The sequence below is a fragment of the Lentzea kentuckyensis genome (genome assembly GCF_002150765.1).
GTDB lineage: Bacteria > Actinomycetota > Actinomycetes > Mycobacteriales > Pseudonocardiaceae > Lentzea > Lentzea kentuckyensis.
This window is the reverse complement of record NZ_MUYM01000012.1, coordinates 263,213-278,470: the sequence shown is the minus strand read 5'-3', so window position 1 is coordinate 278,470 and position 15,258 is coordinate 263,213. Positions and strand designations below refer to the sequence as shown.

Annotated in this window: 13 protein-coding genes; 4 read left to right on the top strand and 9 right to left on the bottom strand. The window is 70.5% G+C overall.

Annotated elements, in window-relative coordinates; all coding sequences use genetic code 11:
* Window positions 1–135: 135 nt before the first annotated feature.
* Complete coding sequence (locus B0F77_RS07720) at window positions 136–1,014, top strand: patatin-like phospholipase family protein (protein WP_086662071.1); 879 nt, start codon at window positions 136–138, stop codon at window positions 1,012–1,014.
* On the opposite strand, the gene B0F77_RS07715 is transcribed toward B0F77_RS07720, so the two are convergent.
* Entirely contained in the window at window positions 1,008–1,928 is a 921-nt protein-coding gene (locus B0F77_RS07715) for a peptidoglycan-binding protein (RefSeq protein WP_086662122.1), read from the bottom strand. The two genes, B0F77_RS07720 and B0F77_RS07715, sit on opposite strands and share 7 nt — an antisense overlap.
* Before the next feature lie 10 nt (window positions 1,929–1,938).
* Window positions 1,939–2,463 carry a helix-turn-helix transcriptional regulator gene (locus B0F77_RS07710; protein WP_158102634.1) on the bottom strand — a complete coding sequence of 175 codons (525 nt, stop codon included), beginning with the start codon at window positions 2,461–2,463 and terminating at the stop codon, window positions 1,939–1,941.
* Between the two features lie 96 nt (window positions 2,464–2,559).
* Here B0F77_RS07710 and B0F77_RS07705 point away from each other — a divergent pair, with 96 nt between their 5' ends.
* On the top strand, window positions 2,560–6,678 hold the full coding sequence (locus tag B0F77_RS07705; protein ID WP_158102633.1) for an nSTAND1 domain-containing NTPase: 4,119 nt from the start codon (window positions 2,560–2,562) through the stop codon (window positions 6,676–6,678).
* Here the strand turns inward: B0F77_RS07705 and B0F77_RS07700 are convergent.
* Together B0F77_RS07700 and B0F77_RS07695 are read right to left on the bottom strand one after the other, a co-directional pair.
* A complete protein-coding gene (locus tag B0F77_RS07700; RefSeq protein WP_086662069.1) occupies window positions 6,633–7,298 on the bottom strand; it encodes a response regulator in 666 nt (221 codons plus the stop codon). The genes B0F77_RS07705 and B0F77_RS07700 overlap by 46 nt on opposite strands.
* Window positions 7,295–8,374 carry a histidine kinase gene (locus B0F77_RS07695; protein WP_086662068.1) on the bottom strand — a complete coding sequence of 360 codons (1,080 nt, stop codon included), beginning with the start codon at window positions 8,372–8,374 and terminating at the stop codon, window positions 7,295–7,297. The genes B0F77_RS07700 and B0F77_RS07695 overlap by 4 nt, the downstream gene beginning before the upstream one ends.
* A 133-nt stretch (window positions 8,375–8,507) precedes the next feature.
* Between B0F77_RS07695 and B0F77_RS07690 the strand changes: the two genes are divergently transcribed.
* Entirely contained in the window at window positions 8,508–8,825 is a 318-nt protein-coding gene (locus tag B0F77_RS07690; RefSeq protein ID WP_211293705.1) for a DUF6223 family protein, read from the top strand.
* Here B0F77_RS07690 and B0F77_RS07685 read toward each other — a convergent pair.
* The 5 genes from B0F77_RS07685 to B0F77_RS07665 all read right to left on the bottom strand — a co-directional run bounded on the left by B0F77_RS07685 (window position 8,782) and on the right by B0F77_RS07665 (window position 14,255).
* Window positions 8,782–9,921, bottom strand: a complete 1,140-nt coding sequence (locus tag B0F77_RS07685) for an ROK family protein (RefSeq protein ID WP_086662067.1) — start codon at window positions 9,919–9,921, stop codon at window positions 8,782–8,784. The genes B0F77_RS07690 and B0F77_RS07685 overlap by 44 nt on opposite strands.
* A gap of 31 nt (window positions 9,922–9,952) precedes the next feature.
* Complete coding sequence (xylB, locus tag B0F77_RS07680; RefSeq protein ID WP_086662066.1) at window positions 9,953–11,329, bottom strand: xylulokinase; 1,377 nt, start codon at window positions 11,327–11,329, stop codon at window positions 9,953–9,955.
* Window position 11,330: 1 nt separating this feature from the next.
* A complete protein-coding gene (gene xylA / locus B0F77_RS07675) occupies window positions 11,331–12,479 on the bottom strand; it encodes a xylose isomerase (RefSeq protein WP_245847877.1) in 1,149 nt (382 codons plus the stop codon).
* An 84-nt stretch (window positions 12,480–12,563) separates the two neighbouring features.
* Window positions 12,564–13,124, bottom strand: coding sequence for an HD domain-containing protein (locus tag B0F77_RS07670; RefSeq protein ID WP_086662065.1), 561 nt, complete (start codon window positions 13,122–13,124; stop codon window positions 12,564–12,566).
* Between the two features lie 12 nt (window positions 13,125–13,136).
* Window positions 13,137–14,255 carry a helix-turn-helix domain-containing protein gene (locus B0F77_RS07665; protein ID WP_158102632.1) on the bottom strand — a complete coding sequence of 373 codons (1,119 nt, stop codon included), beginning with the start codon at window positions 14,253–14,255 and terminating at the stop codon, window positions 13,137–13,139.
* Window positions 14,256–14,406: 151 nt separating this feature from the next.
* Between B0F77_RS07665 and B0F77_RS46975 the strand changes: the two genes are divergently transcribed.
* Entirely contained in the window at window positions 14,407–15,252 is an 846-nt protein-coding gene (locus B0F77_RS46975; RefSeq protein WP_143466615.1) for a helix-turn-helix domain-containing protein, read from the top strand.
* Window positions 15,253–15,258 lie beyond the last annotated feature (6 nt).

Sequence of the window (15,258 nt, the reverse complement as noted above, 5' to 3'; positions counted from 1 at the left end):
CCGGAAAACCCAAGGCTGGCCGGGAGCTCGGGCGTGCCGGTTCACCTCGCGCGGATGGTTCGCAGGCCCGCGGCCACCCGCGCCGGAGGAGCTGGCCCCTCGCGCGGGCGTCCGCCGGGCGAGCAGGATGAGGGCATGGCGACCGCGTTCGTGCTCGCAGGCGGTGGGAGCTTGGGCGCGACGGAGGTCGGCATGCTGGCCGCGCTCACCGACGCCGACGTCCACCCGGACTTCGTCGTCGGCACCTCGGTGGGCGCGGCCAACGCCGTGTGGTTCGCGCTGCATCCGTCCGATGTGGACTCTCTGGTCGACATCTGGGTGTCGTTGCGCCGAACCGACGTCTTCCCGATCCGGCCGGTGCGCGGACTGCTCGGCCTGCTGGGGTTGCGCGACCACCTCGTGCCGAACTCCGGGTTGCGCCGCCTGCTGGAACGCTCGCTGGGCTCGATCGACCTGACCGGCACGGTGATCGGAGTCCACGTCGGCGCGACCGACGTGCTGTCCGGTGAGGAAGTCCTGCTGTCCAGCGGAAACGCGATCGACGCGGTGCTGGCCTCGACGGCGATCCCCGCGGTGTTCCCGCCGCTGCACCTCGGCGGCCGCTACCTGATGGACGGTGGCGCGGTGAACAACAACCCGGTCTCGCACGCCGTCGACCTCGGCGCCGACCAGGTGTGGGTGCTGCCCACCGGGTACGCGTGCGCGCTGACCTCACCACCCGCGAGCGCGATCGGCGTCGCGTTGCAGGCGTTGACGTTGCTGGTCAACCACCGGCTGGAGGTGGACGTCGAACGCTATCGGGACCAGGTCGAGCTGCGGGTGGTGCCGCCGCTGTGCCCACTGCGGGTGTCACCCGCCGACTTCAGCCGCGGGCGGGAGCTGATCGACGCCGCCTTCGCCAGCACCCGTGACTGGCTGGCGGCGGGCTGCCGGGCCGGTGGCGTTCACCAGGACTGCGGGTCGGCGCCCCGGAAACCGTTCGGTTCCGGGGCGCCACCTGTTGTGGGTCAGTAGAAGCAGCCGGTCCTCGGCAGCGAGGACGGCGCCGGCGGCGTGCGACCGTCGTACAGCGCGAGCAGGAAGTTCTGCGGGCAGTACGAGGTTCCGCTGATCTTGATCGCGATGTGCAGGTGCGGGCCGGTCGAGTTGCCGGTGTTGCCGGTCGTGGCGACCCGGTCGCCGGCCCTGACGGCGGCACCGTTCGCGACCGAGTACGCCGACAGGTGGCAGTAGAGGTAGTCGACGCCGCTCTTGACGATCCGCAGACCGTTTCCGCAGCCGTTGGGCTCGCTGAGCCGGTAGGCGGTGCCGGTGACCATCGCGTACGCCGGGACGTTGTTCACCGGCAGGTCGATGGCGGGGTAGTCGTGGTGCGGGTCGTCGTACTCGCTGCGCGGCAGGGCGCTCTTGGCCAGCGGGAGGCTGTAGGAGCCGCCACCTCCGCCGCCACCGCTCCCGCCGACGAGGGTCTGCCAGGTGTTCGGGCCGACGACACCGTCGGCGGTCAGGCCCTTCGAGCTCTGGAACGCGACGGCGGCGTTGTGGGTGCCGCCGCCGAAGTCGCCGTCCTCGGCCAGGCCGTAGCCGTAGCGGTTCAGCTGGACCTGGGCGGCGCGGACCGCGTTGCTGTTGTTGCCGCGCTGGACGCTGACGATCAGCTTCGGCCAGGTGTTCGGGCCGATCTCGCCGTCGGCGGACAGGCCGTTCGCGCTCTGGAACTGCTTCACCGCGGACTCGGTCGCCGGGCCGAACTCGCCGTCGGCACCGATGTTGTAGCCGCGGTGACGCAGCAGGTGCTGGGCGGTCAGCACGGTCGAACCGGTCTGGCCGGCCTTGACGTTCGGCCACGCGGGCAGCGCGGCCTGAGCGGGGCTGACGACGCCTATCAGAACCCCGAACGAGATCAGGGCGGCAACGAGGATTCTCATGCCCAGCACGCTAGGAACGCACCAGCAGCGGGCGCCCTAGTCGCGAGACCAGTTGCGTGCGGTCGCGGCAGCCGAACTTCCGCAGCAGGTTCGAGACGTGGTACTTGACCGCGCTCACGGTGATGAACATGGCGGCGGCGATCTCGGCGTTCTCCCGCCCCTCGGCGACCAGCCGCAGCGTCTCCCGTTCGCGATCGGTCAGCGACGCGGGCGGGGGAGGGGGCAGCAGGGACGACACCAGCCGGGGCGACACCCAGCCGCCGAACCGGTGCACGTCGTGGATCGCCCGCAGGACGTCGTCGATCGGGTCGTCGGCGAGCACGAGCCCGGTCACGCCGGTCCGCACGAGGTCGTCGACGGCGTGCACGAAAGGCAGCACCGCGACGGTCCGCGGCCCGATGGCGTCCGCGGCGTCGACCACGGACACATCGGCGGGTGTGCCCAGGACGGCCCACGACTGGGTGGTGAGGCGCGAGGAGATCTGGCCGGTCAGCAAGGCGCTGCGCAACGACAGCGCGACATGGATTTTCCGCACAGTGCAAAACCGTCCGCCGAGGACCGTATTTCTCCGTATTGGCTGCGTATAACGGCTGGTCGTTGTTACCGTTCCGCCGATCGTGGGGGAGGGTGCGTGGAGTTCCGGGTGCTCGGTCCGCTCGTCGTCGTAAAGGAGAACGCCGAGACGCCGTTGCGTTCGGCGAAGCAACGGATCCTGTTGGCGATGCTGCTGCGGCACGCGAACACGCCCGTCTCACCTCAACGGTTGATGGAAGTGTTGTGGGAGGCGCCGCCGGCGTCCGCGCAGGAGAACGTCCGGCTGTACGTCTACCAACTCAAGCGCGCGCTCGATCTCGGCGACCGGATCACCCGCAAACCGGCCGGCTACGAGCTCACGATCCGCGCCGGCGAACTGGACGCCGACCGGTTCGACCAGCTGACCGAGGACGGCGAACAGGCGCTCGCGGACGGCGACCCGGCCAAGGCGGCCGACCTGCTGACCGAGGCGCTCGGCAAGTGGCGCGGACCGGCCTATCCGGACCTGCCCGGCCGGTTCGCCGCGCGACTCGACGAAACCCGGCTGCGCGCGGCCGAAGCGCGCGTCACCGCGGAGCTGGCGTTGGGCCGGCACGGCGAGGTCATCGGTGAGCTGGCCGAACTGGCCGAGGCCAACCCGTACCGGGAACCGTTGCACGCCAAGCTGATGACCGCGCTGTACGGGGTGAACCGGCAGGCCGAGGCGCTGGAGGTGTTCCGCCGGACCCGCGCACGGCTGGTCGCGGACCTCGGCATCGAACCCGGCCTCGACCTGCGCGGACTGCACGAGACGATGCTGCGGGGCGAGCAACTGGACGAACCCGTGCCGCCCAGGAGCACCCGCGCCGACTGCCCGTACCGCGGCCTGATGGCGTACCAGCCGGAGCACCACCCGTGGTTCTTCGGCCGCGACCACCTGATCGAACTGGTCACCCGCCGGATCGAGCGCTATCCCGTCGTCGGCGTGTTCGGTGCGTCCGGCAGCGGCAAGTCCTCGCTGCTCAGAGCCGGTGTGGTCGGCGGACTGTCCGCGGCGTGGCGGCCGGTGGTCATCACCCCGACCGCGCGCCCGCTGGAGGCGCTGACCTCCGCGCTCGCGTCGATCACCGGCAAACGTCCTGATCTGGCCGCCGACCCGGCGGCGTTCGACGTCGAGGTCCGCAACGAGCTGTCCGGCGGACCGGACGACGTGCGCGTGCTGCTCGTCGTGGACCAGCTGGAAGAGCTGTTCACCCTGTGCACCAGCGAAAGCGAACGCGCGCGGTTCCTCGCGGTGCTGCTGGACGCGGCCCAGGGACCGCATCGGCGCACGCGGGTCGTGCTCGGCATCAGAGCGGACTTCCTCGCCCACGTCACGCAGCACCCCGGCCTGGTGACGGCACTGGCCGACGAGGCGACCGTGCTGGTCGGGCCGCCGTCCACCGCTGACCTGCGGGACATCGTGCTGCGGCCGGCCGCGATGAGCGGGCTGTCCGTCACGGCCGATCTGCTCGCCACTGTCCTCGCCGACGTGGACGCCGAACCCGGCGCGCTCCCGTTGCTGTCGCACGCGCTTGTCGAGACGTGGCAACGTTCCGGTGCCGAACTGACGCTGGCCGCGTACCGGGCCGGTGGCGGCGTGCACGGTGCGATCGCCCAGACCGCCGAGCGGGCCTATGACGATCTGACCGACGTGGAACAGCAGGCCATGCGCCGGATCCTGGTGCGGCTCACCGCGTTCGGCGACGGCACGGAGGACACCCGCCGGCCGATCCGCCGCCAGGAACTCGACGGCATCGCCGACCTGGCGGTGATCGACGGCGTGCTCGCCCGGCTGGTCGCCGAACGGTTGATCGTGCTCGACGAGGACACCGCCGAGATCGCGCACGAAGCCCTGATCCGGGCCTGGCCGCGGTTGCAGCGCTGGCTGTCCGACGGCCGGTCGACCCTGCTGGTCCACCGCAGGCTCACGGCGGCCGCCCACACGTGGACCGAGCTGGACCGGGACGAGGGCGCTCTCTACCGGGGATCACAGCTGATCACCGCCTCGGCCTGGGCGCAGGACCACCCCGGTGAGCTGAACGCGGCCGAGGAGGCGTTCCTGCGGGCGAGCCGCGACCGGGACGAGGCCGAGCAGGTGACGGTGAAGCGCCGCAACAGGTTGCTCACCAGGCTCGTCGCGATCATGGGCGTGCTGCTCCTGCTCGCGGCGGGTGGTGGCGGTGTCGCGTGGTGGCAGTCGCGCGAAGCCCAGCTGCGCCAACGGGTCGACCAGGCGCACCAGCTCGCGTTGTCCGCCCGCGGTCTCGTCGACACCGCGCCCGACCTGGCCGGGCAACTCGCGATCTCGGCGTTCCGGCTGCACGCGGACGACGACACCCGAGGCGCCCTGCTCAGCACCGCTTCCGCGCCCCGGAGCCGCGTCGACCTGAACACCGACGGCCCGCCCGTGCTGGATGTGAACGTGTCGCACAAGGGGGACGTGATCGCGACCGCGGACCGGGACGGCAATGTCACGTTGTGGGAGCCCAGGACTCGCGAACGAACGCTGCTGCTGTCCGACCACAATGGACTGACCGAAGGCGGTTACGCCAGGCAGGTCGAGTTCAGCGCGGACGACAGGTTCATCGCCTCGAACGCCACCATGCCGACGCTGGCCGGCAGTCCCGGTGACGTCGTGGTGTGGGACCTCACGACCCGCAAACCTGTTTTCTCGCAACGGTTCGAAGTGCTCACCACGGGGCTCGCGTTCCACCCCGCCGGAACGTCCTTCGCGGTCGGTGTCGCGGGCGGCGACGTCGAGGTGTGGGACGTCGCCGCGAAGACGCACCGGGTGTTGCGGGGCCACGCCAACGAGGTGAACTCGCTGGCGTTCAGCCCGGACGGCGCGTTGCTCGTGACGGCCAACGGCAAGGACCACCCGCTGGTGTGGGACGTCGCCTCCGGTGCGAAGGTCGGCGAGATCCCGTCGCTGGAGGTCAACAACGTCAGCTTCGACGGTCCCGCGAAGATCACCACGGCGACCCTCCGCAACGGCGTGAACTTCTGGGACGTGACCGGAAAGCTGTTGTCGGAGCTGCCGAAACAGGGCCCGTACGCGTGGGAGGCGTCCGCGCCGGTCGGCGGCCGGATGGCGGTGGCGGACGAGGACGGCCTGATCACGATCTGGGACATCCGCACCGGCCGGCCGATCACGACCTACCGCGATCGCGGCCGCACCGAGTCGAGATCGCTCGCGCTGGGCCGGGACGGCACGTTGCTGGTGTCCGGCGGCTTCGGCCGGACCGTCGCGGTGCGTGAGGACGCGGTGCCCGCGTTCACCGGACATGCCGGCGGGGTCAACGACATCGACGTCTTCCAGGACACGGTCGCGTCCGCCGGCGATGACGGAACCGTGCGGCTGTGGGGACTGGACGGCACCGCTCTGGCCACTTTGGACGGTCATCCGGACCGGGTGGAGTCCGTGTCGTTCAGCCCGGACGGCTCCCGGCTGGCCGCGCTGACCCGCGACCACACCGTCACGATCTGGGACGTGGCCCGGCGTTCGCGGCTGTCGTCGTTCTCCTACAGCGGTTTGGGCGCGTCGACCGACATCGCCTACCAGCCGGACGGGCGCGGGATCGTCACGGCCTCGCTCGGGCGGTTCCGCTGGTCGCTGCCCGACCTCGCGCAGGGCTCGTTCTCCGGCGGCCCGTACATCGCGAGCGCCGTCGAGTTCACGCCGGACGGCAGGCTGCTGATCTCCACCGATCCGGCCGGTGGCGCGATGCTGTGGAACGTGGCAGCCGACAAGCTGGAGCGGCGCGTCAGCACCGGTCAGGGCGATGTGCGTGACGTGGCGATCAGCCCGGACGGCACGCGGTTCGCCACCGCGGGCGCGAACCGGACGGTCAAGGTCTGGGACGTGGCCACGGGTGCCGAGCTGATGACGTTGACCGGCCACTCCGCGCCGGTCGTGACGCTGGCTTTCAGCCCGTCCGGTGACGCGCTGGCGTCCGGGGGAGAAGACCACTCGGTCGTCGTGTGGAACCTCAACACTCGGACCGGTGCGACCTTGACCGGGCACACCGGGCCGGTGCAGGCGGTGGCGTTCACGCGCGAGGACGAGCTGGTGTCCGGTGGGAACGACGCGCGGATCATCCGGTGGTCTCTGTCCGTTGTGGACGCCGAGAAGCGGATCTGCGCGGAAAGCTATCCGCGTTCCGAGGTGTGCGGGACGACCAGGCCCGACTCGTAGGCGATGACGACGAGCTGGGCGCGGTCGCGGGCGTGCAGCTTCATCATCGCGCGGTTGACGTGGGTCTTCGCGGTGAGCGGGCTGATCACCATGCTCGCGGCGATCTCGTCGTTCGACAGGCCCCGCGCGACCATGACGACGGCCTCGCGCTCGCGGTTGGTGAGCTGGGTGAGGTCGCTGCTGGGTTTGAGGGGCTGGCTGACGTACCGGTCGATGAGCCGGCGGGTGATCGACGGGGCGAGCAGCGCGTCGCCGCGGGCCGCGACCCGGACGGCGTGCAGGAAGTCCTCCGGCTGGACGTCCTTGACCAGGAACCCCGCCGCGCCGGCCTTCAGGGCGTGGAAGACGTACTCGTCGAGGCCGTAGTTGGTGAGGATCACGACGTGGGTGCGCTGCAGGGCGGGGTCGGCGGCGATGCGCCGGGTCGCCTCGATGCCGTCGACCTCGGGCATCTGGATGTCGACCAGCGCGATGTCCGGGAGGTGTTTGCGGGCCTGTTCCAGGCCTTCCGCGCCGTTCGCGGCCTCCGCCACCACCTCGATGTCGTCCTCCGCGTCGAGCAGCGCTCGGAAACCGCTGCGGATCAGGGGCTGGTCGTCGACCAGCAGGACGCGGATCACGGCTGTGTCACCGGGAGCTCGGCCTGGACGGTGAAGCCGCCCTCGCTGCGCGGTGCGGCTTTCAGGCTGCCGCCGAGCGCGGTGACGCGTTCGCGCATGCCGAGCAGTCCTACTCCTGGATTCCCGGTGGGTGTCGCCGTGCCGTCGTCGTCGACGCGGATGAGCAGCGCGTCCGGCCGGTAGTCGATGCTGATCTTCGCGTTCGCGGCGGCGGCGTGCCGCGCGATGTTGGTCAACGACTCCTGCACGATCCGGTACGCGGTTCGTGCCACCGCGGCGGGAACGTCCTGGTGCTGCCCCTCGATCGTGAGCTGGGCGTCCAGACCGGTCGCCCTGGCGCGTTGGACGAGCTCGGGGACGTCGTCGATGCCGTGCGGCGGGCTCTTGTCGTCGTCTCTCAACGCCTCCAGCGTCGCGCGCAGCTCTCGGGCCGCCTCCCGTCCGGCGTCCCGGATGGCCATGAGACTGTCGGGGACCTGCTCGCCGCGCTTCTGGGCCAGGTGGACCGCGACCTCGGCCTGCAGCTTGATCACCGAGATCTGGTGGGTGAGCGAGTCGTGCAACTCGCGGGCGATGTGCAGGCGTTCCTCGTTGGCGCGCCTTCGCGCGGTCTCCTCCTTGGTGCGTTCGGCTTCGTCGGCCCTTCTTTCGGCTTGCCGAAGCGCTTCTCCCGCGGCCGCGGCGGCGATGAGCCAGGCGACCTGCAGGACGTCCCGGGTCTGCGCGAACGCCTCGACGACCGTGAGGTCGCGCGGCGAGAGGAGCGCCGCGAGGGGAAGCGTGGCGATCATCAGCACAGAACCGACGACTGTCACCACGCGGTGACCCGCGCGCATCGTCGAGTAGACGGCGAACAGGAACGCGATCACCGGCACGTTCGCGCCGGTCGCCTGGTAGCCCAGCGCGAGGAGTCCGGTGGCGATCAGCACGGCTGTTGGTGCTGTTCTGCGCGCGGCCAGTGCGAGTCCGCTCGCGGCCAGGAGCACGTACCCCGTCGTGGTGGCGGGGTGTCCGGCCAGCACGAGGCTCGCCGCCACCCCGGCGGCGATCGCCCAGTCCAGCCAGCGCCTGCTCATGCGTGCACCTTAAACCGATGTCCGCGCTGGTAGATCGTGCGCCGGGATGACCTTCGGAGTACTGCGGGCGCAGTATTAGCTGTCTGCGCTCGCACGACGACCCGCGGTGGGTGTCCCGGCCAGGCTGGTGCCCATGTTCCTTTCACAGGCTGCTTACGAATTGACGGCGGGGCGCGCGTGGTCCCTGTTGGGCGCGGTGCTCGGTCTGGTGGGTGTGGTGTTCGGCGTGCTGGCCCTGCGACGGCGCCGGGGTGCCGCGGTGGCCGTCGGCGGTGGCGTGGCCGGGGTGGTGATCGGCGCGCTGGTCGTGGCGATGGCGAAGGGCGGTCCCGGCACCGGCTACGGCATCGTCGGCGGCTACCTCTCGCTGGTGGTGGGGGTGGCCGCTGTGGTTCTGGGCCTTTTGGCTATGCGAAAAGGCGCTCGGGCTGCTGCACGGCGCGCCGGGTGATGAGCCCCGCCGCACCCCGCACCACGGCGAACTCGCCGAGCGGGGACGCCATGAGCCGCGTGTGCCGTTCGCCGCCCGCGAGCACCCTGCTGTCCATTTCGGACTGAACGGCAGCGCTGAGATGCTCGTGCAACACGGCATAGCTGCCGCCGAGCACGACCGTGGGCACGTCGAAGAGGTTCATCAACGTCGCCAGCCCGACCCCGAGCGCCTGGCCGGCCTCGTGCACGGCCTTCCGCGCTCTGGGGTCGCCCGCTTCGAGTGCTTTGTGGAGCGAGTCGAGCCTGCGCCGGCCTGCCTCACGCAGGATGACGTCAAGCCCCGCGTACCGCTCGACGCACCCACGGCTGCCGCACGTGCACTTGATGCCGTCGCGTTCGATCACCACGTGCCCGAGCTCGCCCGCGAACCCGCTGGCACCCCGATAGACCTCGCCGTTGAGCACGACGCCCGCACCGATGCCGACGTCGGCGGACACGTGCACGAAGTCCTCGCCGGCCAGATGCCTGGGCCACAGGTGCGCCAGCGCGGCGAGGTTCGCCTCGTTGTCCAGCTCGACTTCGAGGCCCAGCCGCCGGCCGAGGCCGTTCGCCAGCGGTGCGCCGACGAGGTTGGGCAGGTTGGGTGCCCTGACCACGACGCCGTCGTGCACGACACCGGGTACCGCGAGCCCGGCGCCGAGGAGCTCGCGTTCCCCGGCGATCTCGCGGATGAGTTCGGCGACCCGGTCGAGCACCTCGTCTGCGCCGGCCTTGCGCATGTCGGCGGGCACGAGGTGGCGGCGGATGGTCTCGCCGTCGAGGCCCAGCGTCTCGACGGCGAGGTGGCTGACGTTGATCTCCGCCCCGACCGCGACCGGGCCGCCGGGGTGGAACCGCAGCGGTTTGGACGGCCTGCCCACGCCTGGTGACGTGGCGGGCTCCTCGATGAGGATCCCGTTGGCCAGCAACGGTTCGGTGAGGTTGGACAGGGTGGCCTTGGTCAGCCCGGTGCGGGCCGCGAGGTCGGCCCGCGAGCCGGGACGGTCGACTAGGGCGAGCAGGACCGTCCGCAGGTTGCCGAGGCGAACCTGCCGCAGGTGGTCGACGGTGGTCATCGCGCCCAGTATCGCCGGGAGGCCGCGGCCGTCATCGGCTCAGGTACCGCTCTGCCGCCTCCCCGTACCGGGCCCGGATCTCCGGCACCGCGTCCGCCTCGTGGCGCGTGCTCTCCGCCAGCGTCCACTCCGGCGGCTGGTCCCCGCCGGTGAGCGTCCACGCGGCCTGCCGAGCCGCACCGTCCGCCACGTACTCACCCGGCGCGGGCACCGTCACCGGCACCCCGAACACCACCGGCGCGATCTCCCGCACGGCAGGAGACGCCGCCGCCCCGCCCACAAGCCGGACACCGCTGACGTCCGCTCCTTGTTCGGCGAGCGCGTCGAGCCCCACCGCGAGACCGCACAACATGCCTTCCACGGCCGCACGGGCGATGTTCGCCGGAGTGGCGTTGGTCAGCGTCAGGCCGTGCAACGCTCCCGTCGCATCCGGCAGGTTCGGCGTCCGTTCGCCCTCGAAGTAAGGCACCATCACGACGCCTTCGGCTCCGGGCTTGGCGGACAGCGCCAGCGAGCTCAGCTGCGCCAGGTCGACGCCCAGCATGCGGGCGGTCGCGTCCAGCACGCGGGCGGCGTTCAAGGTGCAGGCCAACGGCAGGTACCGGCCCGTGGCGTCGGCGAACCCCGCCACGATGCCGGAGGCGTCCGCCGCGCGCACGTCGCTGGTCGCCGTGACGACGCCGGACGTGCCCAGCGACACCACGACACCGCCGCCGACACCCAGCATCGCCGCCGCGTTGTCGCCGGCGCCCGCCCCGAGCCGCACCGGGCCCTCGACGGACTCCGCAGGGCCGAGCACGCGCGGCAGCACCACGTCGGACCGGCCGAGGCCGAGCGCGAGCAGGTCCGGCACGTACTCGTCGGCCACCGAGTCGAAGTAGCCGGTGCCGGACGCGTCCGAGCGGTCGGTGACCAGGTCGGCGAGGTCACCGGTGCCGCGCAGCCGCCACGTCAGCCAGTCGTGCGGGAGGCAGACGGCGGCGGTGCGCTTGGCGTTGGCCGGTTCGTGCTGGGCGAGCCAGCGCAGCTTGGTGATCGTGAACGACGCGACCGGCACCAGGCCGATGCGCGCCGCCCACTGCTCCGCGCCCAGCTCGTCGGTGAGGGACGCCGCCGCGGCCGCGGACCTGGTGTCGTTCCACAGCAACGCCTCGCGCACGACGTCGCCGTCCTCGTCGAGGCACACCATGCCGTGCTGCTGGCCCGCGACGCTGAGCGCCGCGACGTCGTCGAGTCCGCCGGCGTCCGTCAGCGCGGACTGCAGCGCGCTCCACCAGTGCGACGGGTGCACCTCGGTGCCGTCCGGGTGAGCCGCGCGGCCCTCCCGGACGAGCCGGCCGGTCTCCGCCTCGCGCACCACGACCTTGCACGACTGCGTCGAGGAGTCGACGCCCGCGACGAGCGTCATGTCAGCGCGCTCCGGCGAGGTGCTCGAGCGCGAGCTGGTTCAGGCGCACGAACCCGTAGCCGCGCTCGCCCGCCTTGTCCGGGTCGAAGCTGTCGTCGTTGATCAGGTCCTGGTAGGACTCGCCGTCGCCGAGCGTCGGCTTGCCCAGGTCGGCGACACCGGCGACGGCCAGCGCCTCCTGCACCTCGGGGTCGGCCCGGAATGCCTTGGCGCGGTCGCGCAGCAGCAGGTACGTGGCCATGTTCGCCTTGGCCGAGTCCCAGACGCCCGTGATGTCCTCGGTCCGCGACGGCTTGTAGTCGAAGTGCCGCGGCCCGTCGTAGCCCGCCGTCTCCAGCAGGTCGACCAGCGCGAACGCGTTCATCAGGTCGCCGTGCCCGAACACCAGGTCCTGGTCGTACTTGATGCTGCGCTGGCCGTTGAGGTCGATGTGGAAGAGCTTGTCGTGCCACAACGCCTGCGCGATGCCGTGCACGAAGTTCAGCCCGGCCATCTGCTCGTGCCCGACCTCGGGGTTGAGCCCGACCAGGTCGGCGCGGTCCAGCGTCGTGATGAACGCCAGCGCGTGCCCGATCGTCGGCAGCAGGATGTCACCGCGCGGCTCGTTCGGCTTCGGCTCGATGGCGAACCGCAGGTCGTAGCCCCGGTCCGTGACGAACTGGGTCAGCAGGTTCATCGCCTCGCGGTACCGGTCGAGCGCCGCGCGGACGTCCTTCGCCGTGTCGTACTCCGAGCCCTCGCGCCCGCCCCACAGCACGTAGGTCTTCGCGCCGAGTTCGGCCGCCAGCTCGATGTTGCGCAGCACCTTCTTCAGCGCGAACCGCCGCACCCCGCGGTCGTTGCTGGTGAAGCCGCCGTCCTTGAAGACCGGGTGGCTGAACAGGTTCGTCGTGACCATCGGGATCACGAGCCCGGTCTCCTGCAGCGCGCCCTGGAGCCGGCCGATCTGCTTCTCGCGCTCGGTGGCCGCGAACCCGAACAGGTCGTCGTCGTGGAACGACAACCCGTACGCGCCCAGCTCGGCCAGCCGGTGCACCGCCTCGACGACGTCCAGCTCGGGCCGCGTGGCCTCGCCGAACGGGTCACGACCCGGCCAGCCCACGGTCCAGAGACCGAAGGAGAACTTGTCCGCCGGAGTGGGCGTGCTCATGATCCACCTCATTCGTTCAATGCTTGAACTTAATGCGGACAGTACGACGCGCGGCCCGTGATCGCAATGCCAGTCGGGCTGCTGCTAGCGGTCCCGCCAGGCCAGCGGGGAAAGCGTCACGGCCGCTTCGGCGACGCGGCGGGCTGTTTCGGTCGCGAGTCCTTTCCGAGCGGAGTCGATCCACCCGGCGACGCGCACAACTCCGGTCTCCCGGTACTCGACGGCCTGAAGCAGCATTTCGAGCTTGTCCGCATCCTTCGCGCACCGCGCCTCGGGCGTCTGCCTGGTCTCGTACTCGTCCACGGCGGTGCGGATCAGGTCGCGTGAGGCGTTCGGCAGGGCGGCCGTCTGGTCGGCGGTGATCTCGCGGGGCTCGGGCTTGCTCAGGTACTTGGCGGCGGTGTGGGGGAGGTCCCCGGTCCGGGTCTCCTGTGTGTCGTGCCAGAGTGCGAGGAACGCGGCCCGCTCAGGACTCGCACCTTCCTCCGCGGCGAGCAGAGCCGCGATCTGCGCGGTCCGCAAGCTGTGTTCGGCGACCGATTCGGGATCGCGGACGCCGACGTGCCACCATCCCGCGCGGCGGATGCGCTTGAGCAGACCGAGTTCGTAGCCGAACGCGGCGATTGCGGTGGGCTCGTCTGGCATGGGGTGCTCTCCCTAGCGGTCGGCGAGACGCAGAGCGTAGTGAAGTCCGGCGACCTGATCACGTCCATCGCGAGTCAGCACGTCCCCGGAGGTGAGCGTGTCGAGCGCCCCGGTCAATGCGTCACGGTCGGCGGATCGCCTGGCCAGCAGATCGGGACGGCTGGCCACAAGGGTGTGCAGGGTGTGCAGGTTCAGCGGCAGGTGAGGTGAGGTCGGGTCGAGGCGGCTCACCAGGTGGTGGAACAGTCGCACACCCGACCAGGCTTTGGTGTCGTCGGCGAACATGAACGTGTCATCGGTCTGGTCGTCGCCGAGTTCGCCGATCCAGTGCGCCCAGTAGTTGAGGTTGGCGAGTTCGGCGCGGGTGCCGGTGGTGCGGGCGACGAAGTCGTACAGGTGGGTGCCGTCCCCTGTCGAGGCGAGCGCGACTGACGCGGAGCGGGCCTCGAGCAAGCTGGTCACGTTCCCGTCGGCGACAGGACGTCGCCCGGCGTTCTCCCATTCGTCGCGCAGCCACTCGCCGACCTGACCTCGTCGGTCGAATCCGAGTAGATACACCGCTTGCCGCCGCAGGAGTGCCCCAAGGGGGTGCACGCCGCGTTCCGCAACGGTCATCAGGTGATCGAAGAACCGGGTTTGCTCGTCAGCGCTGAGCGCGGGGCCGGACGCAACGGGTCCCCGTCGGGGGACCTTCGGCGTGAAGCCGTGCAGTTCGGGCGGGAGCTGTCCGGTGAACGGCCACGTGATCAGATTGGTGAGGGTCTTGCGGTGCACGCTCGCGGCGAGCGGGTGCAAGTCGGGGTCGACCCATGCGTTGCCGGCGGTGATGCCGGTCGAGAGAACCAGGTCGGCTTCGACGGCCGCGCGGAGGTGCCGACCGGTTGACGGAGGCGCGCCGAGCCGCGGCAGCCGGGCACACAGTCGGACGAAGTCGCCCGCGTTCATCGCGGCAAGTGGTCGTCGTCCCGACTCCCACCCTTGGACGGTGCTCACGTCCACCGTGAGGCGTTCGGCGAAATTCTCCTGGGTCAGACCTGCTGCCTGGCGTGCGAGCTTGAGGACGTAACCGGACACGACCCCGGCCGCCCGGGAACCCTGACCACCGGTCAGCGTTGCCGATCCTCCGCGCACGGACGCTCCAGGTCTGGCTGATCTCGGGCGAACCGCACTCGTACTCGCGGTCCGTTCTGCTTGCTCGCTGTTGATCGTAGCGTCATGCCGTGGAGCTGGGAGAAGCCTCTGAGCAGGCAAAGCGACAGACCATTGGTGCGAGGAACCAGACATGCCGAAGAGAATCTCCACCGCGCGTGGCCGTGAGTTCGGTGCAGGCCTGCGGGCGGCCATCACGGGTACCGGTCTGACCGGGCGCGCGGTCGCCGGCATCGTGGACTGGGACGAGGCGAAGCTCTCAGATGTGGTGAACGGCAAGGGCGGCGCCAGCCGCGTGGAAATCGCGGCGCTGCTGGGTGTCTGCCGGGCCAGGCCTGCCGAGGTCAGCCATCTTCTGACGCTGTACCCGGAGACGGATGTCAGGGGCTGGTGGCAGCAGCACGGCATGTGCGCACCTGTCCGGCTCCGCACGGTCGTGGAGCACTTGGCGGTGGCCGAGACTCTGACCAGCTGGCACACGCACATGGTGCCGTTCTTTCTCCAGACGGCGGACTACATGCGTGTGGTGCTGCTCGCGTCCGCAACTACGCCAGCGGTTGAGCTCCAAGAACGGGTGGAGGTGTTGCTTGAGATGCAGGAGTCACTGCGGAGCGGCGTGAAATGCACGTACTTCATCCACGAGTTGGCGCTGCACCTGCGGGTCGGCGGCGCCGAGGTGCACGCCGGGCAGTTGCTGCAACTGTTGCACCTGTCGAACTGGCTGAACATCACGATCCGGATCGTGCCTGCGGCGCTGGGCGCCCATGCGGGCCTGGCCGGGCCGTTCACGCACTTGAGCTTCACGAAGTACGAGCCACTGGTGTGGGTGGAAACCGAGAACTCCAGTCTCATCGTGGAGGCGACGGACGCGATCAAGGGTTACGACGAGGTCATTCGCGCACTCGACGAGTACAGCTTGAACGAGGACGACTCCGCGGCACTGATTGTCCGCCGGTACGACGCATCGACGGAAACATAGGACGAG

Excerpts from the sequence above, each read along its gene's own strand:
- B0F77_RS07720 (WP_086662071.1), top strand. The coding sequence starts at position 136 with ATGGCGACCGCGTTCGTGCTCGCAGGCGGTGGGAGCTTGGGCGCGACG.
- B0F77_RS07715 (WP_086662122.1), bottom strand. The coding sequence starts at position 1,928 with ATGAGAATCCTCGTTGCCGCCCTGATCTCGTTCGGGGTTCTGATAGGC.
- B0F77_RS07695 (WP_086662068.1), bottom strand. The coding sequence starts at position 8,374 with ATGAGCAGGCGCTGGCTGGACTGGGCGATCGCCGCCGGGGTGGCGGCG.
- B0F77_RS07690 (WP_211293705.1), top strand. The coding sequence starts at position 8,508 with ATGTTCCTTTCACAGGCTGCTTACGAATTGACGGCGGGGCGCGCGTGG.
- B0F77_RS07685 (WP_086662067.1), bottom strand. The coding sequence starts at position 9,921 with ATGACCACCGTCGACCACCTGCGGCAGGTTCGCCTCGGCAACCTGCGG.
- xylB (WP_086662066.1), bottom strand. The coding sequence starts at position 11,329 with ATGACGCTCGTCGCGGGCGTCGACTCCTCGACGCAGTCGTGCAAGGTC.
- xylA (WP_245847877.1), bottom strand. The coding sequence starts at position 12,479 with ATGAGCACGCCCACTCCGGCGGACAAGTTCTCCTTCGGTCTCTGGACC.
- B0F77_RS07670 (WP_086662065.1), bottom strand. The coding sequence starts at position 13,124 with ATGCCAGACGAGCCCACCGCAATCGCCGCGTTCGGCTACGAACTCGGT.
- B0F77_RS46975 (WP_143466615.1), top strand. The coding sequence starts at position 14,407 with ATGCCGAAGAGAATCTCCACCGCGCGTGGCCGTGAGTTCGGTGCAGGC.